Origin of the sequence: Geojedonia litorea (assembly GCF_042654525.1) — a bacterium.
Taxonomy (GTDB): domain Bacteria; phylum Bacteroidota; class Bacteroidia; order Flavobacteriales; family Flavobacteriaceae; genus Geojedonia; species Geojedonia litorea.
Window position 1 is genome coordinate 160,062 of record NZ_JBHSGP010000005.1, and the last position, 20,069, is coordinate 180,130.

Below are 20,069 nucleotides of genomic sequence, written 5' to 3' on the forward strand. Positions count from 1 at the left end.
GGCTATCTAAAGATGCTAAAATCGATTTTTAAGGAAAACACGTTGGAATATAAGGCTGCGCTTTGATCGCCGATATCGGTAAAGGCATAATCAATTTGAATACCGTTATATTTAAAACCTAGACCAAAACTGGGTTGAAAGCTCAGGTCTTCGGAGTTGTCTATTTGTAATTCATTTTGAAAATTTCCTACACCCGCTCTTAAAAACACAAGATCGGTATAGCCAAACTCAAAACCTAATGCTGGATTCATACTCACCACCGAAGAAGAGATGATATCATTATTTTCTTCGAAACGCATATTGAGATCAAAGGAAGCCAGTAAGGTATAATCGTAATGAAACTCGAAGGCTTTTGAGAGCCCAAGTTGTAATTTAGGAATAGTGATTTCGGTTTTATCAGGGACGGTTTGGTTTTGACCTTCTACGGCATCTCTAATGGTGGCTAATTTTTCGTCATCAAAAGCCCAGGCATTGAAGGTGGTGGTGATGTCTCGAGCCATAACCCCAAATTTCCAATCATTGGCTTCATACTGAACACCAAGATCTAGACCAAAACCCCATGAGGTGGCGAAATCGCCTATTATCCGTCTTATAATTTTTGCATTGACGCCATAACTAAGGCCGTCAATGGGGAGGCTTCTGGCATAAGAAACCGTTAGTCCGTAATCGGCTGTTGAAAAGAGACTGATGCGATCGTAATTGATATTGCCTTGATCATCAATGAGCTGGGTGGTGTCTAAAATGTCATCAACCCCAAACCGGATAAGGGAGATACCAACAGCACTGCGGTCATCCAATGGCATGGCATAGCCTATATAGTTGTAGTTGGCAATGTTCGCAAAATAGCTGGAATGCATGAGTGCCAATTGATTGTCTTCGATTTTTACCAAGCCGGCGGGATTCCAATAGCCTGAATTCACGTCGCCAGTGTGAGACACCACCGAATTACTCATACCCAAGGCCGCTGCATCAACACCAATATTCATAAACTCATTAGAGTATTTACGTGTGGTTTGGGCAGTGATTAGTGCGCTAACAAGTAGCGCCATGATGAGTAATGGTGTTCTCAATCGCAATAATTTTTACAAAGATGCACAATATTTTAATTTTATTAACTTCAAAACAATGGACTTATTGCGCAAGTGTTGTATTAGACGGAAATTGTTTGTTATTTTTACTAAAATTACCAATTCATGTTAAAACATCTTCCTAACGCCCTTACACTATTGAATCTTTTCTGTGGAGCGATTGCCGTTATCTTTGCCGTTCAAAATCAGTTTGCTGCTACAGCACTATTTGTGTTTTTAGGCATTTTCTTCGATTTTTTTGACGGTTTTGCTGCGCGATTGTTGAAGGTGCAAAGTGAGTTGGGGCTACAGTTGGATTCCTTAGCTGATATGGTGACAAGTGGTTTGGTGCCAGGAATTGTGATGATCAAATTATTGGCTTTGACCACCATTACTAATACGCATGCTAATGATGATGCCTGGAATACCATGCTCGATTTTCAGCATTTGGAATATTCGTTGCTACCATTACTTGGTTTGTTGATTACATTAGCCTCGGCCTATAGACTGGCCAAATTCAATATAGATGATGAGCAGCAGAGTTTTTTTAAGGGTTTGCCCACGCCCGCCAACACCTTGATGATTGTGTCCTTGCCGGTTATTTTGGAGTTTCAGAAGAGTGAACTTATAAGTCAAGTGATTCTCAATCCTTGGTTTTTAATTGCTTTGACCTTATTGAGTTGTTATTTGTTAAACTCAAATATCAAGCTCTTTGCACTGAAGTTTAAGACCTGGGGTTTTAAACCGAATAGCATGCGTTATACCTTTATCCTTTTAAGTTTGCTACTTTTAATTACGCTGCAGTTTGTAGCGATTCCACTGGTGATTTTACTTTATATTCTTCTATCACTTGTTGATTCTTATGTTTTGAGGAGTTAGGGGTTAGGAGTTGGTTTGGGGGAGTACTATAATTGATTAGTGATAAATGATTAATGATGAATGATTAAGGAATAATTAAAAATTAAGCTTCTTTTTACGGAGTTCGAAATTTTGACCTAGGTAGACTTTACGTACCATTTCATCTTCAGCCAGTTCTTCAGGGATACCGGCTTTGAGGATACTCCCTTCAAACATCAAATAAGTCCTGTCAGTAATTGCCAAAGTCTCTTGTACGTTGTGATCGGTGATTAAAATGCCAATATTTTTTTTGGTGAGTTGGGCAACTATTCGTTGAATGTCCTCAACCGCAACAGGATCGACACCAGCAAAAGGCTCGTCCAATAAGATGAAATCAGGGTCGGTAGCTAAAGCACGGGCAATTTCGGTACGGCGACGTTCACCACCCGATAATAAATCACCGCGATTCTTGCGAATGTGTCCTAATCCAAATTCTTCAATCAGCGACTCCATTTTAGCAACCTGTTCTTTTTTACTCAATTTGGTAAGTTGCAAGACGCTTAAAATATTGTCCTCTACACTTAATTTTCGAAATACAGAGGCTTCTTGAGCCAAATAGCCAATGCCGTTTTGGGCACGTTTGTACATGGGGTATTTGGTGATGTTGGTCTTATCTAGAAAAATTGTTCCGCCATTAGGTTTGATGAGGCCTACAATCATATAAAAGGAGGTGGTTTTACCGGCACCATTAGGCCCTAGTAAACCCACGATCTCTCCTTGATTTACTTCAAGCGAAACATCTTTTACCACTTTACGTCCACTATAGGACTTCATTAAATTTTCGGCTCGTAATTTCATTTGGCTTATAAAACGTCAAAAATACTAAATTCATATACAATATAAATTTAGTTGGGGATTTTAATAGGAATTTAACCTTGGCTTTCCAAAGCTTCCCAAAATTCATAGGCGCGACGTAGGTGCGGTACTACAATCGTCCCACCTACCAAAGTTGCAATACCTAATGCTTCGGTAACTTCTTCTTTACTCAATCCTAATTTATAAGAAGTTTCCAAATGGTATTTTATACAGTCATCGCAGCGCAGTACGGCAGAGGCCACAAGACCTAAGAGTTCTTTGGTTTTGACATCTAATGCTCCGCCTTCGGCATACGCATTCGTATCTAAATTAAAGATGCGTTTGATGATTTTATTATTGTCTGCCAAAATCTTCTCGTTCATTTTAGAACGGTAGGCATTAAATTCGTTAACTAGGTCTGACATGCTTTTTTTCTTTACGTTTTTGATTTCTAACGACAATAGCCGAAATATATATACTCACTTGGTATAAAATTAAAATGGGAATAGCTACAATAATCTGGCTGGCGATATCTGGTGGCGTGATAATGGCCGACAGTATCAATACCAAAACCAGCGCATATTTTCGATATTTTTTGAGGAATTGCGGGGTTACTAATCCTACTTTTGTTAGAAAATAGATGATGATTGGCAGTTCAAATACCAGGCCAGACGCCAAGGCCGACGAACGCACCAAACTAATATACGAACTGATATCAATTTGATTTTCTACAATGTCAGAAATGTTATAATTGGCTAAGAAATTTATAGATAGTGGTGTCACAATGTAATAACCAAACAAAACGCCCAACAGGAATAGTAATGAGGAAATGATTATAAATCCTCTAGAATGTTTGCGCTCATTTTCATGTAATCCGGGGCTGATGAATTTCCAAAATTGGTATATCACATAAGGAAATGCAATTACAAAACCCGCAAAAATAGAGGTCCAGATATCGGCCGAAAACTGTCCGGCCATGGTTCTGTTTTGAATGATCATTGGCAGTTCTTCACCACAAAAGGTGGTATCAACATTAATGAATGTTGCACATTTACATAAAAAAGTATAGGTAGGGAAGTTCATATAAATGGGCGCAAAAATAATGTCCCTAAATATGGCCCTACTAAAAATAAAGGCCACCGTTGCCACTAACATAATAGCAAGCGTTGCCCGTATTAAATGCCAGCGTAAATCTTCGAGATGGTCTAAAAACGACATCTCATTTATATTCTTTTTAGCCATTATATAATACCTTCTTTTATGAGATCATGTAGATGAATTACTCCTGCATAGTTGCCGTTATGCTCTACCAATAGCTGTGAAATTCCGTTTGTTTCCATCATTTCCATAGCATCAACAGCCATGGCATCTTCATCAATGCGCTTTGGGTTGGCACTCATGATGTCTTTGGCAGTCAATCCTAAAAAGTTTTCACTTTTAGACAGCATTCGTCTTAAGTCACCATCGGTTATTATACCCACGATCTTATTCTCTTTTACAACCGCAGTTACACCAAGCATCTTTTCAGAAATCTCAACTATAACATCTTTCAAGTTTGTATCTAAACTCACCTGGGGTTTTTGATTTAGTGAAGATAAATCACTAACCCTTAAGTATAAACGCTTTCCTAAAGCGCCACCCGGATGATATTTGGCAAAATCCTTACTTGAAAAGCCACGCAGTTCCAGCAAACAAACCGCTAGCGCATCACCCATCACCAATTGGGCTGTTGTGCTAGTAGTTGGCGCCAAATTATTTGGGCAGGCTTCTTGCTCAACATAAGTGTTCAACACATAATCTGCCTGCTGTGCCAAAAAGGATTGCAAATTGCCGGTTATGGCAATCATCTTATTTTTTGCACTTTTAATTAAGGGCACCAACACTTTTATTTCTGGTGTATTCCCACTTTTAGAAATGCAGATGACCACATCATCCTTTAATATTAGACCTAAATCACCATGAATGGCGTCGGCGGCATGCATAAAAATGGCTGGTGTGCCAGTAGAATTTAGTGTCGCTACAATTTTATTGGCGATAATGGCGCTTTTGCCTATACCTGTAATGATGACACGGCCCTTAGAATTGTATATTAATTCTACGGCATTTGAAAAATCGTCGTCAAGTAAATTACTTAAGTTGGCTATGGCATCACGCTCTAAATCAATGGTTTTTTTGGCAGTATCAAGAATTGAATGTTTACGATTCAAAATTTATTAATTTTTGGGTTTGATGTCGCTAAAGAAATTGTTACCTTTAGTCTTATGCAAATGTATATAAAATACTAATAGGGATTAATGAGTAGCAAAGAAATTGACTTACATGGTGCACTAAAACAGTACTTTGGTTTTTCAAAGTTTAAAGGTCTTCAAGAAGCAGTTATTAAAAGCATAGTCGCAGGGAATCATACGTTCGTGATCATGCCTACGGGAGGTGGTAAATCCTTATGTTACCAATTACCGGCATTAATTAAAGACGGGACGGCTATTATTGTTTCACCGCTTATTGCCTTGATGAAGAATCAGGTAGATGCCATACGTGGTGTTTCCAACAATGAAGGTGTGGCCCATGTTTTAAATTCATCGTTGAATAAAACGGAAGTTAAGCGGGTTAAAGAAGATATTGTTAGTGGTGTGACCAAGTTGCTTTATGTAGCACCTGAATCTTTAACCAAAGAAGAGTATGTAGATTTTTTGAGATCGGTGCCTATCTCTTTTATGGCAGTGGATGAAGCGCACTGTATAAGTGAATGGGGGCATGATTTTAGACCCGAATACCGCAACTTAAGACATATCATCAAGCGTATTGGTGATCATATACCAATTATAGGCTTAACTGCTACGGCTACGCCTAAAGTGCAGGAGGATATTTTAAAAAGTTTAGATATTGCAGATGCCAAGACGTTCAAAGCTTCGTTTAACCGTCCCAATCTCTATTATGAAATACGTCCAAAGACCAAGCAGGTGGACGCCGATATCATTCGATTTATCAAACAGCATCCGGGAAAATCTGGTATTGTATATTGTTTAAGTCGCAAACGTGTGGAAGAACTCGCACAAGTGCTACAGGTGAATGGTATTAATGCAGTGCCTTATCATGCTGGCTTGGATCCTAAAACACGGGTGAAACATCAGGATATGTTTTTAATGGAAGATGCCGATGTTGTTGTGGCAACCATTGCCTTTGGTATGGGCATTGACAAGCCCGATGTGCGTTTTGTGATTCATCACGATATGCCCAAAAGTATCGAGAGCTATTATCAAGAAACCGGGCGTGCCGGTCGCGATGGGGGTGAAGGCCATTGTTTGGCTTATTACGCCTATAAGGATATTGAAAAATTAGAAAAGTTCATGTCGGGTAAGCCCGTTGCCGAGCAGGAAATTGGTCAGGCCTTACTGCAGGAAGTGGTGGCGTTTGCCGAGAGTTCTATTTCAAGACGTAAATTCATCCTTCACTATTTTGGAGAAGAATTTGATAACGCTACGGGTGAAGGTGGTGAAATGGATGATAATGTGAGGCATCCTAAAAAACGGCATGAGGCTCAAGAAGATGTAATCACTCTTTTGGATACGGTATCTAAAACCAATGAAAAATATAAATCGAAGGACCTCGTACATGTTTTGACTGGCAAATCAAATGCCTTGATCGCCTCTCATAAAACTGATGCTCAAGATTTTTTTGGTATTGGTGATGATAAGGATAAACGGTATTGGATGGCGCTTATTCGTCAGGTGCTGGTGGCTGGATTACTGAAAAAGGATATTGAAACCTATGGCGTACTCCGACTATCCCCAGAAGGGCGCGATTATTTAGAATCACCACAATCGTTTATGATGACCGAAGATCATGTGTTCGATGAAGATGGTGACGACAATGTGATTACAGCATCAAAAGGTGGTGGTGCGGTTGCAGATGAGCAATTAATGAGCATGCTTAAAGACTTAAGAAAGCGAAATGCCAAGCGATTGGGTGTTCCGCCGTTCGTAATTTTTCAAGACCCTTCGTTAGAAGATATGGCTTTAAAATATCCCATCACATTAGAAGAATTAAGCAATGTACATGGGGTTGGTGATGGTAAAGCAAAAAAATATGGCAAAGACTTTATAGAACTAATCGCCAATTATGTAGAAGAAAATGAGATCACCAGACCTGACGATATGGTGGTAAAAAGCACAGGCTCTAATTCGTCCTTAAAACTCTTTATCATTCAAAATATTGATCGCAAGCTCCCTTTAGATGATATAGCCGCTTCAAAAGGCATGAGTATGAGTGATTTTATCAAGGAAATGGAAGCCATTGTGTATTCAGGTACAAAATTGAATATAAATTATTGGCTTGACGATATTTTGGATGAAGACCAGCAGGAAGAAATCCATGATTATTTTATGGATTCTGAATCCGATAAAATTGATGATGCCATTGAAGAGTTTGATGGTGATTATGATGATGAAGAGTTGCGTTTATACCGAATAAAATTTATTAGTGAAGTGGCTAATTAAGTTGAGGTTATGTGAAAACTAAAGTATTAGTAATATTGTGTATTTGCATGTTTCCTGCATGGCTATTTTCACAGGAAACCGAGCTCGTTATTGAATACCCTACACAACTATTTATTTCAGATACGCTTACCATAAAAGGTTATTTTGACGGACATCCTGAAAATACAACTATTGAGATTGACGGTCAAAAATTCAGCGCCATTTCAGAAACATCGTCCCAAAGTTCATTTTTGTTTTTAAATTCCAGATTGGGCCATGTAGATGGCATGCTCACTGAACACAATTTTTCAGTGCCTCTTCAATTACAACTGCTTAAACTGAATACAATACTCTCAAAATCTAATTTAAAGCGAGGATCACGAACTGTTTTGGAACTTAAGGTTGAAGGTGTGAACGATAGCCAAGACGCTATACAAATTCAACTTACCAATAAAACGCCAAATTTAATAACTCTTGATGGTGGTGAAGATCAAATTTGGAAGTTGCCAGCTCTGAATAAAAAAAATGAAGCGTCTAAAAATTTTAGAATAAGAGGAATAAAGCCTGGTAATTTTAATTTGAATGTGAGCTTAAAGGATGTCGAAACAAAAATTGTAAAAGTTAATCCCTTTATTAATAATGAAACCCTATCTGAAAACACTGAAGCGGAAGAGGAAGAAGAAAAAATTGCTTGTGGTTCTATTTATGGTAAGGTTGAAAACAACATGGGGCTAAAATTTCAGCATATTGTTGTTTTTGTAAAAAGTGAATGTGATTTGTGTCCGCCAGCTAAAGCCATAGATTCTGTAACAATAACCTATAACTGTGAAAAAATAGAACCTTCATGGGTCATAGCCCCAAAAGGTGCTACAGTTGTTCTCAAAAGCTCCAAAGATGGTTGCGATTTTGCAGCTTATCAAGTTACAAAATTCAGTGATGAAACTAATTTTGATGATGTAGTAAAATTTGATAAACCTAAAAGCTTTATAGCAAAAGAATATTTCGAGTTTAACGATATCCCTAGAGACTACGCTATTATTAACCGTTGGAATAAACGAGCAGATATGACTCTTTTTATAGCACCAAACTCCTGTTATAGTGAAATCGATCAGGACGGTAATTACGAAATAGGTGAATTACCTCCAGGAGATTATACCTTAAAAGTGTATACCAACCGTACAATCTTAGCACCTCCAGAAGTTACCGTGACCGTAAGGTCTAACGAGCGTACGCGCCAAGACTTTGAACTTAACAGATCCATGCGGAAGCTAAAAAAGAAAACAAACTAATTTTATTCTTCCTTTTATTTTTAAAATAATACCTTTGCATTTCATAAAAATAATTGACAATGCAAGACGGATTATACGCCAAATTCAACACCAGTAAAGGTGACATTTTAGTAGCTTTAGAATATGAAAAAACGCCTGGAACGGTAGGTAACTTTGTGGCCTTGGCCGAAGGGAATATAGAAAATGCTGTAAAATCGCAAGGCACACCGTATTATGATGGCTTAAAATTTCATAGGGTCATTCCAGACTTTATGATTCAAGGAGGTTGCCCTCAAGGTACAGGAACAGGTAACCCAGGTTATAAGTTTGATGATGAGTTTCACCCCGACCTTAAACATGATGGTCCAGGGGTACTTTCAATGGCTAATGCTGGCCCAGGAACTAATGGAAGTCAGTTTTTCATTACACATATTGAGACGCCTTGGTTAGATAATAAACATACGGTTTTTGGTAAGGTAACTGAAGGTCAGGATGTGGTAGATGCCATTGCACAGGGAGACCAAATAGATACTTTAGAAATTATTAGAGTAGGTGCAGCTGCGGAGAAGTTTAATGCTGTTGAGGCCTTTAGAACTTTTGAAGGCGCTCGCGAAAAGCGTATTGTTGCAGAACGTGAAGCAAAACGTGCAGAAATGGATAAATTGTCTGCCGGGTTTGAAGAAACTAAAAGCGGACTGCGTTACCAAATCATTCAAAAAGGATCTGGTAAGAAAGCAGAAGCAGGTCAAATGGTGTCTGTTCACTATAAAGGGCAATTGGCTGACGGTACTGTATTTGATTCTTCATATAAGCGTAACCAACCTCTTGATTTTCAAGTTGGAGTAGGGCAGGTTATTCCAGGTTGGGATGAAGGTATTTGTTTGCTTCATGTTGGTGATAAGGCACGATTGGTTATTCCAAGTGATTTGGGCTACGGATCTCAAGGTGCTGGAGGTGTTATTCCTCCCCATGCGACTTTAGTATTTGATGTGGAATTGATGAATGTTAAATAAATTCAAGATATTATATTCGATTTGGTAACAAATCATAGTTAAAAAAGTCTCATTAATAGTGGGACTTTTTTTTTATTTAAATTTATAGAGTAATTCATCACATCACATCTAATTCTTCATGACATTTCACAGAAGCCATATCAAGTCAATACTTTTATTACTATGTGTGACACTTCATATATTAAGTTGTGCCAAACGCGTAGACTATTCAGAAGAACATATCGTCCAAACTTCTGGACGTTATTTGTACAGTTTAGATGAAGTTATGGATGTGTATTATGACAACAATACCTTGTTTTTAAAATGGAGAGGTGCCGATAATATGAAGCCCGTTGCTTTAGATGAACACACCTTTTTTGTACCCGATATGTACAAAAAGTTGCGTTTTGTTCAGCATCCTCAAACCAAGGAACGTTATTTGGGAGTGGTTAATGAGGATGACGAATCTCAAGTCACCTATACCTACTTAAAAGTAGCCGACTCTTTTAAAACGCCTAGTATGTACCTTAAAGAAAAGAACTTCGACAAGGCTCTTGAAGGCTTTATAAATATTAAGCAACAAGATTCAACTACGACTTTAGTTGATGAGCGTGAGTTTAACCGTTTAGGCTATAACTATTTACGCAAAGAAGATTACACGAGTGCCATTGCCGTTTTTAAGATGAACGTGGCGTTTTACCCAGAAAGTGACAATGTTTATGATAGTTTGGCCGATGCCTATTTGCGGTCTGGTGATAGTTTACAAGCCTTTACCAATTACTCTAAAGCTTACGAGTTGAACACGGGCAATGAGCGTGCTAAACGTTATATGGATGCCTATAATAAAAACCAAGATTCGAATTAATTTTTTAAAATCGAAACAGCTTGCTCTACACTCTTGACAGGTAACTTGCAAGCTTTATTCACACACACGTAAATATAGGTTTCACCATCTACATAGCGATTTTCTAATAAGGGTAAATGACTCTCGGAAGTACTTCCTACAATGAGTTTATTGGGTATGTAAGATCGGTTCAATTGTTCTTTTTTAACCAGGGCTTCTTCGCCCGATATGGCGACTTCATAATAAGGTTGTGTGAAATTGAGCATCAAATCGAGCCAATTGGAATAGGCAGGACCATAGTCTTGCATTTCGGGTTTAACATTATTCAAAAGTGTTGTTGCCGTTTGTCTAAAATGGTCGTTATCGAAATAATGCGCTAATTTGAATAGATTTTTCGCCATGATAGAATTGCTTGCAGGAATCACATTGTCACGATACTCAATGGTTCTGGCCACTAAAGGATCATCTTCATTGGAAGTGAAATAGAACATTTTGCTTTGTGCATCAAAAAAATGATCAAAACTATAGAGGGTTAAATCGCGTGAGAGGTGGAGCCATTTGTCATTTAAAGTTGCTTCATAAAGATTTAAAAACGCATCAATAGTTGCCGCGTAATCTTCCAGATAGCCGTTAATGGTGCTTTGGCCATTTTTATAGCTGTGGTTAAGTCCTCCATCATCCCGCAATTGTTGCTTTTCTATAAAATTGGCATTGTTTATTGCCGTTTGCAGATAGGTTGAATCTCCCAAAACACGATAGGCATCTACATAACCTTTGAGCATAATGGCATTCCAAGAGGTTAAAGTCTTGTCGTCCAGTCGCGGTTTTTGACGTTTCTCTCGCTGTTTAAAGAGTAGTTGTTTCCATTGGTTTTTTTTGTCATTAAACTCTGTACTGGTGAGTTTGTGTTTTTTTAAAAAGGTGGCATCATCAGTTTTTCTGATTAGAACATAGTTTCCATGCTCCCAGAGTCCGTAGTTGTTAATGTTGTAGTAGTCTGCAAACAACTCAAAATCGATTGCCAATAAAGTTTTTAGCTCGTCCTTTTTCCAAACATAAAAGGCACCTTCTTCTAATTCGTTTTCTGGGGTTTTGCTATCGGCATCTAATGAGGAATAAAATCCGCCTTCTTCATTGGTCAGTTCGCGCTTTACAAATTCTAAAGTTTCTACTATGACCTCTTTATAGAGTTCGTTTTTAGTAATTAAATAGGCATCTGCATATAAACTTACCAGTTGGCCGTTATCATATAGCATTTTTTCAAAATGGGGGACATGCCAATTCACATCGGTGGCATATCTTGAAAATCCACCGCCTATATGATCATAGACACCACCATAGGCCATTTGCGTTAGGGTGAGGTTGACGAATTCCTGAAGTTTCTCATCGTTCAATTGATAGGCATAGCGCAACAAAAACTGGTAATTATTGGGCATCATAAATTTAGGGGAACGTTGGAGTCCGCCTTCGCGATGATCAAACTGTCTAGACCATTTGTCTATGGTTTTCTCAATGAAAGCGTTGCTAAAAGAGGCTTCATCTGTATTCAGGGTTACCAAATCCGCATTTTTAATGCCTTGTTCCAGTTGGTCGGCATGGGCTTCCAGTTTTTCGGGGTCGTCTTTATATAATTGGGCGATTTGGTTGAGGGCTTTAGTCCACTGCTCCTTTTTAAAATACGTCCCACCCCAAACCGGTCGACTATCAGGTAGTGCAATCACATTTAGTGGCCAGCCACCGCTTCCTGTTAAGAGTTGAACAGCAGTCATATAGACTTGATCCACATCAGGGCGTTCCTCGCGATCTACTTTTATGTTTACAAAATGAGTATTCATGATTTTAGCCACCTCTTCATCTTCAAAACTTTCCTCTTCCATTACATGGCACCAGTGACAGGCAGAATAGCCTACGCTGATAATAATTAATTTATTTTCGTTTTTGGCTTTTTCCAATGCTTTGGTGTTCCATGGCATCCAATTCACAGGGTTGTGCGCATGCTGTAACAAGTATGGGCTGGTTTCATTGATGAGATCATTTGTGAATTTGTGTTCCATAGTGTTTTTGTTTTGCCCAGAACAATTCATTAAAAGGGCAAGTGTAAGAATAAGATAATAGCGCATAGTTCAAATTTAATCAATTGTTTGGATATCTATGCGATATAAAGGGCAAGACTATTTCTAAACTTATTTTAGGGTAATTACAGTTCATCCTAGGTTTTTTACACTTCGGTCATTCAGTTTTTTAAAAACGAGGATGCCATATGATATTTGTTTCAAATTTAAACTTTACAACCTATGAAACATTTAATTTTAATTGCCGTGCTATTAGTTGCTACCGTAACACAAGCACAGTCGAATTTTGAAAAAGGCATGCAAAAAGCCTTTGAATTATGGGGCAGCAAACAAATGGATGATGCCGAAAATGTATTTGAGCGCATCTCCAATGCCGAAACCAATCAATGGTTGCCTCATTATTATGTAGCTCAAATCAACAGTCTAAAAAGTTGGAATCAAAAGGATGCCACAGTTTTAAAAGCACAGTTGGACAAAGCGCAGGCGCATCTGGATAAAGCCATGGCGGTTAGCCCTAACAATGCAGAGTTGCTAATCCTGCAGGCCCAAGTGCTTACCAATTGGGTGGCCTATGATGGGCAGACCTATGGTATGAAATATTCGGCCAAGATTAGTGAGCTCTATCAAAAAGCCTATACTTTAGATCCAAACAATCCGAGAGCTGTTTTTGGTAAAGCCGAATGGGATATGGGAAGTGCCAGATTTTTTGGTCAAGATCCTCAGGTCTTTTGTAAGGACATCGAAAAATCCATAGAACTTTTTGCTAACTTTAAACCCGAAACACCTTTTCATCCTAATTGGGGAAAGGAACGTGCAGAGGCCTCATTTAAGAGTTGCAACTAATTAAATTCTAACTAAAGACAAGACACCATGTCAAAATCAACGAAAAATATTATTCTTACTATAGCCATTGGGTGTGTTGTCTTTGTGGTTGCTAATCTTATTTTTGACGACTTCAAATTTGAAAGCTTCGGGGAATTTGTAGAAGAGTTTCTTCTATATCAAGTATACTCATTTGTTTTGGGCTATTCCAATATGTATTTTTTTGATTATATGGAACGTCGCCACTGGAACAAAGGTGACAGTATAAAACGAATTGCCTATGGTATTATTGGCTCAACCGTTCTGACCTTGATTGGTTTGTTTGTGTTGCGATTCTTTACCTATGTATTTTATGTTGGCACCACTTGGGAATACTTCATTAGTCATGAAACCCTTGAGAGTTACCAGTTTGGCTTATGGATTACCTTGACCATCGTGATCATCTTTCACTTCGTCTATTTTTATAACAAGTACCAAAAAAATAAGATAAAGGAACAAAAGGTCATTGCAGGGACGGCCAGTGCCAAGTTTGACGCTTTAAAAAATCAATTGGACCCACATTTTCTCTTCAATAGTTTAAATGTGCTTACCAGCTTAATTGAAGAAAATCCAGAAAGTGCCCAAAAGTTTACCACGTCACTATCAAAAGTGTATCGGTATGTGTTGGAACAAAAGAATAAGGATTTAGTGACGGTTGATGAGGAATTGGATTTTGCAAGAACCTATATGTCGCTTTTAAAAATGCGCTTTGAGGACAGCATTATTTTTGAAATCCCCGATAAAGCTACAAACCCCGAAAGTAAGGTGGTGCCTTTGTCACTTCAGCTGCTTTTGGAAAATGCCGTCAAACACAATATGGTGACCACGAGCAAACCTTTACATATTAAAATTTATGAAGACAATCATGGGAATTTGGTCATAGAGAATAACCTTCAGCCCAAACAAATTGTCAAAAAGAGTAGTGGTGTTGGATTAGAGAATATTAAACAACGCTATCAATTACTCACCAATAAAAAAGTATACATTAACGAGCAAGCCGGACATTTTTCAGTTGCTGTGCCAATGCTCACAAAACAAATATCAATTATGAGAACACCATTGCAAGAAAATATAGACGATAGTTATTTGCGTGCAAGAAACCATGTGGAAGAACTTAAAGCTTTTTACTACAGTCTTGTATCCTATTTTTTAGTAATCCCGTTTTTAATATTCATTAACTATAGAACCTATTGGGAATTTCAATGGTTTTGGTTTCCTATGTTTGGCTGGGCCTTAGGCTTAACAATTCAGGCATATAGGGTGTTTGTGAATAATGGGGCCTTTGGCCGCAATTGGGAAAAGCGCAAGATTGAAGAATTTATGCGCGATGAAGAAAAAAATGATCTTTGGAATTAAATACAAAACCTATGAATCGATTAGACAAAAATTATAACACAGAATACCGAAAGGAAGACGCCTATTTAAGGGCTCAAAAACGACTTAAAGAACTAAAAGGCTTTTATGGACATGCCTTCTGGTATGTGATAGTCAACCTCTTTATCATTATAATGGTAGCATTTAACTCAAGAGGGAATATATGGCATTTTGGAACCTTTTCAACCGCATTTTTTTGGGGAATAGGATTGGGTTTTCACGCTTTAAGTGTATTTGGAAGGAATTTCTTTTTCTCTAAATCATGGGAAGATAAAAAGATCCGTGAATATTTGGAAAAAGAAGAAGAAGCTGAAAAACGTAGATTTGAATAAGTATGAAAACGCCATCTGAAAATAAAGACAAACTTATAAGAGCAAAAGAGAAGGTAAGACATCTCAAAGTATTTTATGTCCACTTGGTTGGATATATAATTGTGGTCCTGCTACTATTGTATAATTTGTACATTATTGATGACCACAACAGGTATGCTGATTTCTTTAAAAAGTTTAATACTATTATTATACTGGCATGGACTGTTTTTATAGCCTTTCATGCATGGAATGTTTTTAAGGGAAGACTGTTCTTCAAGAAAAGCTGGGAAGATAGAAAGCTAAATGAATATTTAGAAAACGAAGATACTAAATGGGAATAAAAGTTATTATCATAGAAGATGAAAAGCCGTCGGCACGACGCTTACAACGGATGTTAGAAAAATTAGAGGTGAAAACCGAAATCATGCTACATTCAGTTGAAGAAGCCATTGATTGGTTTCAAAACAATGCGCATCCCGATTTAATATTTTTAGACATTCAGTTAAGTGATGGGCTATCCTTTGAAATTTTCGAGGCAATCGATATCAAGTCGGCAGTTATTTTTACAACTGCCTACGACGAGTATGCGCTTCAGGCCTTTAAGCTCAATAGTATTGATTATCTATTAAAGCCTATCGATGATGAGGATTTAAAAAAGGCAGTCGCAAAATATAAAGAACGTCTTCCGGCGCAACAATCGGTGACTCTAGACTTTGACGATATTAAAAAATTATTGGTCAATCCTATTGATCGTACCTATAAAAAGCGATTTTCGGTTAAAGTTGGTCAGCATTTAAAATTGTTAACTATTGATGATATTGAATGTTTTTATAGTGAGAACAAAGGCACCTACGCCTATACAACTGATGGGCGAAATTACTTGTTGGATACCACATTAGATCAATTGGATCAGGAATTAGAGCCTAAAACATTTTTTAGAATTAGCCGAAAATTTATTGTAAATATTGAAGCAATACAGGATATGGTGAGTTATACCAATTCGCGACTACAGATTAAGTTGCATTCGTTTAAAGAGCATGACATCATCGTAGCTCGAGAGCGTGTTAAGGATTTTAAAGATTGGTTAGAAACTAGCTCATAAAGCTATCATTCTTCAATTCGATTATCATCAAAGGCAGTAGGTAATAGTTTGGGGATAAATTTAACAAATAGTGGCAGAAGAATAGCACCACCAGGGAGCATGAAAATAGCAAGACTAGGAATAGATTTGATAATATCTAGTAATTGCGTCTGCATCTTTTTTTGTTCTTCTTCAGTAAGGTCCCTAGTGGTTGATTTGGTTAAAAGCACTAAAAGTTCCTTGCTTTCAGAAAGTTCTTTAAGCAATCGTTTGCTGTTCCGTTTTATGAGTTTACTCACCATTTTACTGGAGTTGTCATAAAAATTCTGTACTAAATTTTTTGATCCCAACAAGGCAATCTGGTCTTGGTTGGTAATATAAAAGGTGTTGATGTCTTTAATAGATTGGTTAATGACGCTTTGGGTAAGCTGTAGATCATCACCCAATTGATTGAGAAATAAATACTCTTCAGGATCAATCATTTGATCGGTCCAAGACGCCATACAACCCAGATCGAAGGCATAGTGTTTTTCCAATGAGTTTTGGAGCACTTCCAGAGCCTCCTTATATTCAAGATGGTGCTCTTTGCCCTGATATCGTCTTGAGGCTTCAAAGAGTTTGATTAAACTTTCGTCATAGTTGCTTTTTACCTGTTTAGAATCCAACACATTAATCACGATGGTTTCTAAGGCCGCTTCCATAAATTGGATATCCTCATTTGAAACTTCACGGGTATCTAAAAACTTTTGATAAGCCAATACGTCTACAAACAATAAGGCATTGGTAATAAAATAATTGAAATTCTTCGTAAAAAGGTTGTCGTTAATATAAACGCGCTTGTCAATAATGCCTTCTAAACTAGTAGCCGATTTTTTCTCACCCAAAAACCCATCCAGAAATGAGGTTTTAGGTTGGATAATGGCTGCATAAAATTCGATAATACTGTTTATGAAACCAGAATCAGAAGGATTGGTTTTGAAACAATAGTAGAAGGCTATTAGTAAATTGACTTTGCTTAATTCTTCTGAAGTGAGATCGTTTTTTTCAATCACTTGGTGCACCACATCCACATTATTCCCATAAATAAAACCACAAGATTTTAATGCTTCATAAAAGTCATTCTTAGATAAGTGAATAAAGGACTCTTGGTGAGTCACTAGCTTAAGTAATTTTTTTATCCAGCCTGCCGCAGAAGGATTCATGAGTTATATGCTTAGGCCACAAAGATACTTTTTAATTGTAAAATCCCTCTTAAAAAAGCATTAACAAAATTTTAACAAAACCGCTTTTGTTTTTTTTCCGTAGGTAGAGCAGAGACAATTAATAATTAACAAAAATCTCATTTATTATGAAAAAATCAAAAATTTTAATTGGAGTTGCAATTGTTGCAATTGCAGGTTTCATTGGAATTGCAGCCGATCATATCGATGCCCCAGCAGTCCAAGGTGGTTCAAGTGACATCACCGACTATTATGCCTTTCAAGGTAGCAACACTAGTAATTTGGTATTTGTAGCCAATGTGCAAGGTCTTTTAAGCCCATCAGCAACAGGAAGTGCTTCCTTTGATGAGAACACACTGGTTGAATTCAATATCGACACTAATGGTGATGCTGTTGAAGACTTGGTGATTCAAGCTACTGCCAGAGACGGAAAAATGTACTTTTTCGGTCCTACAGCACCTTCACAACCCGGAACTAGCAGCTCTATTTTGACTACTGCAAGTGCTCAAGGCTCTGTAGACATCACCCCTTACGGATCACAGGCTATCGTAGCCACTAACAGCGGAATGAGCTTTTTTGCAGGACCCCGTGACGATCCCTTCTTTATGGATTTTGCACAATACAGTGCTATAGTAGGCGGTACCGCCACCAGTTTTAACAATCCTGGAGCCGATACGTTTGCAGGAACTAATGTACTCTCCATTGTTGTGGAAGTCCCAAAATCTATGATTGGCGGTTCAGGTACGATTAATACTTGGGTTGAATCAAAAAGAAAACAATAACAACTTAAAAACAAGAATTATGAAATTTAATACTATAAAATTAATGGCTATTGCAGTACTTGTGTCACTAGGTGCCTATAACTGCAGTAACGATGATGATAACAATGGCCCTGATGGTCCTGATTTTTCAGGAACCTATGCTCAAGAAGATCAAATGGGTCGTCCAGCAGTAAACACCGTGTTTGTTTCTGCAGGCAGTAAAGACCAATTCAACACCACTGCGCCATCTGCGCAAGGAGTGGCTTTTCAAAGCATGTTTCAAGCTAATTTACAGGCATTAAGCCCTGCATATGCAAATCCAGGAGATCAAAATGCTTTAGGATTGGATGCAGCAACTTTTACTGCGGTATTAGCTACCGATGTATTAAGTGTGTCCCTTGACGGAACAACTACATTTTACGATGGTACTAACGTATTAACTGGACGCGCTTTGGCTGATGATGTTATTACCGTAGAGCTTCTCTTGATTTTTGGAGGTGAAGATTTTACTGAAAACCCAGGATTATCTGATGACCATGTGGACGCTAATGATAAAGCATTTTTATCAAGCTTCCCGTATTTGGCATCTCCTTGGTAAACCACAATAAGCACCAAAGCCTAACAGTGCTTTGGTGCTATTAAACATCTAATGCCTTTTAAAGGTTTACCCAAAACCTATTCTACAGAGACCTTAACCTAAATGTGCTTGGAGAACTGAATTATTAATAAATCAAATTTTAATTATTATGAAAAACTTCAAACCAATTTTAGGAATCAGTTTGCTTTTAGTAGCTGGTTTATGTGTTATCGCCGCCGATCATATCGACGCACCAGCAGTAACTGGTGGCACTAGCGATATTACCGATTTTTATGCCTTTCAGGCTGAAAATCCAGACAATGTGGTCTTTGTAGCTAATGTACAGGGGTTATTGAGCCCAGCAAACACGGGCAATGCTTCATTTGATGAAAATCTAATGATTGAATTTAATATCGATACTAACGGTGACGCCGTTGAAGATCTTGTGATTCAAGCCGTTCCAAAGAACAAAAAGATGTTCTTTTTCGGTCCCTTTAAACCCGAACAAACAGGTTTGGTGAGCACCGTAGAACCAAAGAATTTTGGTGGTTCATCTAATGTTAAGATTACACCTTTCGGATCTGAAGCCATTGTGTATACTTCCGATTTAGGAATGAAATTCTTTGCAGGTCCACGTGACGATCCTTTCTTTTTTGACTTTGGTCGATTTGTTCAGATTTTAACACCTGGCGATGATGACGGCGATGGTCAAGAAGAAGGCGCTTTCAACGATCCAGGGATGGATACTTTTGCCGGAACCAATGTATTATCGGTTGTAGTAGAGGTGCCTAAATCCATGATTGGAGGATCAGGAAGTGTGAACACATGGGTAGAAACAAAACGTAAACAATAATCTTTAAAACATTAGAATCATGAAATTTAGAACTATAAAAATAGCAGCATTAAGTTTAATCGTAGCTGCGACTGCATTTAATTGCAGTAACGAACGCATGGACAACACTTACGAGGTTGAAGGTATTGATAATGTGGGTAAAACCATTAAGGGTACCTATGTGCAAGAAGATCAAATGGCGAGACCAGCCGTAAACACGGTTTTTGTATCTAGCGGAAGCAAGGATGCTTTTAATACCACAGTGCCATCAGAACAAAAAACGTTTCAATCAAGTTTTGAAGCTAGATTGTTAGCATTAAATCCTGGATACACTACTAATGCTTTAGGATTAGACGCCGCTACCTTTACTACAGTATTGGCGACGGATGTCCTAACCCTTTCGTTAGACGGGACCACCACCTTTTTTGATGGTACCAATGTATTAACCGGACGTGCTTTGGCCGATGATGTGATCACGGTAGAACTTATCTTGATTTTTGGTGGACCAAACGCTTTAGCGGGTAATCCAACAAATCCAGGATTGATTGATGACCATGTAGATGCTAATGATGTTGCATTTTCAACATCGTTCCCCTATTTGGCAGCGCCTCACTTACAATAATAATTTTCAACTCTGAAATA

At 38.0% G+C, this 20,069-nt stretch carries 21 protein-coding genes; 14 read left to right on the plus strand and 7 right to left on the minus strand.

All coding sequences use genetic code 11. The annotated features are described in order from the left end of the window. Positions 1 to 2: 2 nt before the first annotated feature. The gene (locus ACFO5O_RS02695) at positions 3 to 1,070 is read right to left on the minus strand and encodes a putative type IX sorting system protein PorV2 (protein WP_465253848.1); all 1,068 of its coding nucleotides are present in this window, start codon (positions 1,068 to 1,070) and stop codon (positions 3 to 5) included. A gap of 123 nt (positions 1,071 to 1,193) precedes the next feature. Between ACFO5O_RS02695 and ACFO5O_RS02700 the strand changes: the two genes are divergently transcribed. After that, entirely contained in the window at positions 1,194 to 1,946 is a 753-nt protein-coding gene (locus tag ACFO5O_RS02700; RefSeq protein WP_387960709.1) for a CDP-alcohol phosphatidyltransferase family protein, read from the plus strand. Between the two features lie 75 nt (positions 1,947 to 2,021). Here ACFO5O_RS02700 and lptB read toward each other — a convergent pair whose 3' ends face one another. The 4 genes from lptB to ACFO5O_RS02720 all read right to left on the minus strand — a co-directional run bounded on the left by lptB (position 2,022) and on the right by ACFO5O_RS02720 (position 4,966). Continuing rightward, positions 2,022 to 2,762 (minus strand): LPS export ABC transporter ATP-binding protein, encoded by a 741-nt coding sequence (lptB, locus tag ACFO5O_RS02705; protein ID WP_387960711.1) that lies wholly within the window; start codon positions 2,760 to 2,762, stop codon positions 2,022 to 2,024. Between the two features lie 71 nt (positions 2,763 to 2,833). Continuing rightward, positions 2,834 to 3,184: a carboxymuconolactone decarboxylase family protein gene (locus tag ACFO5O_RS02710; protein ID WP_387960713.1), complete on the minus strand. Its 351-nt coding sequence runs from the start codon at positions 3,182 to 3,184 to the stop codon at positions 2,834 to 2,836. Next, on the minus strand, positions 3,168 to 4,001 hold the full coding sequence (gene tatC, locus ACFO5O_RS02715; protein ID WP_387960715.1) for a twin-arginine translocase subunit TatC: 834 nt from the start codon (positions 3,999 to 4,001) through the stop codon (positions 3,168 to 3,170). Before tatC ends, ACFO5O_RS02710 begins: the two co-directional genes overlap by 17 nt. Then, positions 4,001 to 4,966, minus strand: a complete 966-nt coding sequence (locus tag ACFO5O_RS02720) for a KpsF/GutQ family sugar-phosphate isomerase (RefSeq protein ID WP_387960717.1) — start codon at positions 4,964 to 4,966, stop codon at positions 4,001 to 4,003. Before ACFO5O_RS02720 ends, tatC begins: the two co-directional genes overlap by 1 nt. An 87-nt stretch (positions 4,967 to 5,053) precedes the next feature. Between ACFO5O_RS02720 and ACFO5O_RS02725 the strand changes: the two genes are divergently transcribed. From ACFO5O_RS02725 to ACFO5O_RS02740, 4 genes are all read left to right on the plus strand, one after another. After that, on the plus strand, positions 5,054 to 7,255 hold the full coding sequence (locus tag ACFO5O_RS02725) for a RecQ family ATP-dependent DNA helicase (protein ID WP_387960719.1): 2,202 nt from the start codon (positions 5,054 to 5,056) through the stop codon (positions 7,253 to 7,255). An 11-nt stretch (positions 7,256 to 7,266) separates the two neighbouring features. Beyond that, positions 7,267 to 8,523: a carboxypeptidase-like regulatory domain-containing protein gene (locus ACFO5O_RS02730; protein ID WP_387960721.1), complete on the plus strand. Its 1,257-nt coding sequence runs from the start codon at positions 7,267 to 7,269 to the stop codon at positions 8,521 to 8,523. A gap of 59 nt (positions 8,524 to 8,582) precedes the next feature. Next, positions 8,583 to 9,515, plus strand: a complete 933-nt coding sequence (locus ACFO5O_RS02735; protein WP_387960723.1) for a peptidylprolyl isomerase — start codon at positions 8,583 to 8,585, stop codon at positions 9,513 to 9,515. 118 nt (positions 9,516 to 9,633) lie between these two features. Then, entirely contained in the window at positions 9,634 to 10,359 is a 726-nt protein-coding gene (locus ACFO5O_RS02740; RefSeq protein WP_387960725.1) for a tetratricopeptide repeat protein, read from the plus strand. On the opposite strand, the gene ACFO5O_RS02745 is transcribed toward ACFO5O_RS02740, so the two are convergent. Further along, complete coding sequence (locus tag ACFO5O_RS02745; protein WP_387960727.1) at positions 10,356 to 12,392, minus strand: thioredoxin domain-containing protein; 2,037 nt, start codon at positions 12,390 to 12,392, stop codon at positions 10,356 to 10,358. The two genes, ACFO5O_RS02740 and ACFO5O_RS02745, sit on opposite strands and share 4 nt — an antisense overlap. 240 nt (positions 12,393 to 12,632) lie before the next feature. On the opposite strand from ACFO5O_RS02745, the gene ACFO5O_RS02750 reads away from it, so the two are divergent. The 5 genes from ACFO5O_RS02750 to ACFO5O_RS02770 are packed head-to-tail and all read left to right on the plus strand — an operon-like array spanning position 12,633 to position 16,058. Beyond that, complete coding sequence (locus ACFO5O_RS02750) at positions 12,633 to 13,253, plus strand: tetratricopeptide repeat protein (RefSeq protein WP_387960729.1); 621 nt, start codon at positions 12,633 to 12,635, stop codon at positions 13,251 to 13,253. A 27-nt stretch (positions 13,254 to 13,280) separates the two neighbouring features. Next, positions 13,281 to 14,627, plus strand: coding sequence for a histidine kinase (locus ACFO5O_RS02755; protein ID WP_387960731.1), 1,347 nt, complete (start codon positions 13,281 to 13,283; stop codon positions 14,625 to 14,627). Positions 14,628 to 14,638: 11 nt separating this feature from the next. Then, entirely contained in the window at positions 14,639 to 14,977 is a 339-nt protein-coding gene (locus ACFO5O_RS02760) for a 2TM domain-containing protein (RefSeq protein WP_387960733.1), read from the plus strand. A 2-nt stretch (positions 14,978 to 14,979) separates the two neighbouring features. Beyond that, the gene (locus ACFO5O_RS02765) at positions 14,980 to 15,297 is read left to right on the plus strand and encodes a 2TM domain-containing protein (protein ID WP_387960735.1); all 318 of its coding nucleotides are present in this window, start codon (positions 14,980 to 14,982) and stop codon (positions 15,295 to 15,297) included. After that, entirely contained in the window at positions 15,294 to 16,058 is a 765-nt protein-coding gene (locus tag ACFO5O_RS02770) for a LytR/AlgR family response regulator transcription factor (protein ID WP_387960994.1), read from the plus strand. The genes ACFO5O_RS02765 and ACFO5O_RS02770 overlap by 4 nt, the downstream gene beginning before the upstream one ends. Positions 16,059 to 16,063: 5 nt before the next feature. Here ACFO5O_RS02770 and ACFO5O_RS02775 read toward each other — a convergent pair whose 3' ends face one another. Then, on the minus strand, positions 16,064 to 17,239 hold the full coding sequence (locus tag ACFO5O_RS02775; RefSeq protein ID WP_387960737.1) for an LETM1-related biofilm-associated protein: 1,176 nt from the start codon (positions 17,237 to 17,239) through the stop codon (positions 16,064 to 16,066). A gap of 146 nt (positions 17,240 to 17,385) precedes the next feature. Between ACFO5O_RS02775 and ACFO5O_RS02780 the strand changes: the two genes are divergently transcribed. The 4 genes from ACFO5O_RS02780 (at position 17,386) to ACFO5O_RS02795 (ending at position 20,049) form a co-directional block, all read left to right on the plus strand. Then, entirely contained in the window at positions 17,386 to 18,039 is a 654-nt protein-coding gene (locus ACFO5O_RS02780; protein ID WP_387960739.1) for a DUF4331 family protein, read from the plus strand. 19 nt (positions 18,040 to 18,058) lie between these two features. Continuing rightward, on the plus strand, positions 18,059 to 18,616 hold the full coding sequence (locus ACFO5O_RS02785) for a DUF4331 family protein (RefSeq protein ID WP_387960741.1): 558 nt from the start codon (positions 18,059 to 18,061) through the stop codon (positions 18,614 to 18,616). Between the two features lie 148 nt (positions 18,617 to 18,764). After that, positions 18,765 to 19,448, plus strand: a complete 684-nt coding sequence (locus tag ACFO5O_RS02790; protein ID WP_387960743.1) for a DUF4331 family protein — start codon at positions 18,765 to 18,767, stop codon at positions 19,446 to 19,448. 19 nt (positions 19,449 to 19,467) lie between these two features. After that, positions 19,468 to 20,049 carry a DUF4331 family protein gene (locus ACFO5O_RS02795; protein WP_387960745.1) on the plus strand — a complete coding sequence of 194 codons (582 nt, stop codon included), beginning with the start codon at positions 19,468 to 19,470 and terminating at the stop codon, positions 20,047 to 20,049. The last annotated feature ends 20 nt before the right edge of the window (positions 20,050 to 20,069 follow it).

Coding starts and splice junctions, on each gene's coding strand:
- ACFO5O_RS02740 (WP_387960725.1), top strand. CDS start 9,634: ATGACATTTCACAGAAGCCATATCAAGTCAATACTTTTATTACTATGT.
- ACFO5O_RS02790 (WP_387960743.1), top strand. CDS start 18,765: ATGAAAAACTTCAAACCAATTTTAGGAATCAGTTTGCTTTTAGTAGCT.
- ACFO5O_RS02760 (WP_387960733.1), top strand. CDS start 14,639: ATGAATCGATTAGACAAAAATTATAACACAGAATACCGAAAGGAAGAC.
- tatC (WP_387960715.1), bottom strand. CDS start 4,001: ATGGCTAAAAAGAATATAAATGAGATGTCGTTTTTAGACCATCTCGAA.
- ACFO5O_RS02755 (WP_387960731.1), top strand. CDS start 13,281: ATGTCAAAATCAACGAAAAATATTATTCTTACTATAGCCATTGGGTGT.
- ACFO5O_RS02785 (WP_387960741.1), top strand. CDS start 18,059: ATGAAATTTAATACTATAAAATTAATGGCTATTGCAGTACTTGTGTCA.
- ACFO5O_RS02725 (WP_387960719.1), top strand. CDS start 5,054: ATGAGTAGCAAAGAAATTGACTTACATGGTGCACTAAAACAGTACTTT.
- ACFO5O_RS02710 (WP_387960713.1), bottom strand. CDS start 3,184: ATGTCAGACCTAGTTAACGAATTTAATGCCTACCGTTCTAAAATGAAC.
- ACFO5O_RS02745 (WP_387960727.1), bottom strand. CDS start 12,392: ATGGAACACAAATTCACAAATGATCTCATCAATGAAACCAGCCCATAC.
- ACFO5O_RS02780 (WP_387960739.1), top strand. CDS start 17,386: ATGAAAAAATCAAAAATTTTAATTGGAGTTGCAATTGTTGCAATTGCA.
- ACFO5O_RS02735 (WP_387960723.1), top strand. CDS start 8,583: ATGCAAGACGGATTATACGCCAAATTCAACACCAGTAAAGGTGACATT.
- lptB (WP_387960711.1), bottom strand. CDS start 2,762: ATGAAATTACGAGCCGAAAATTTAATGAAGTCCTATAGTGGACGTAAA.
- ACFO5O_RS02700 (WP_387960709.1), top strand. CDS start 1,194: ATGTTAAAACATCTTCCTAACGCCCTTACACTATTGAATCTTTTCTGT.
- ACFO5O_RS02750 (WP_387960729.1), top strand. CDS start 12,633: ATGAAACATTTAATTTTAATTGCCGTGCTATTAGTTGCTACCGTAACA.
- ACFO5O_RS02775 (WP_387960737.1), bottom strand. CDS start 17,239: ATGAATCCTTCTGCGGCAGGCTGGATAAAAAAATTACTTAAGCTAGTG.
- ACFO5O_RS02765 (WP_387960735.1), top strand. CDS start 14,980: ATGAAAACGCCATCTGAAAATAAAGACAAACTTATAAGAGCAAAAGAG.
- ACFO5O_RS02795 (WP_387960745.1), top strand. CDS start 19,468: ATGAAATTTAGAACTATAAAAATAGCAGCATTAAGTTTAATCGTAGCT.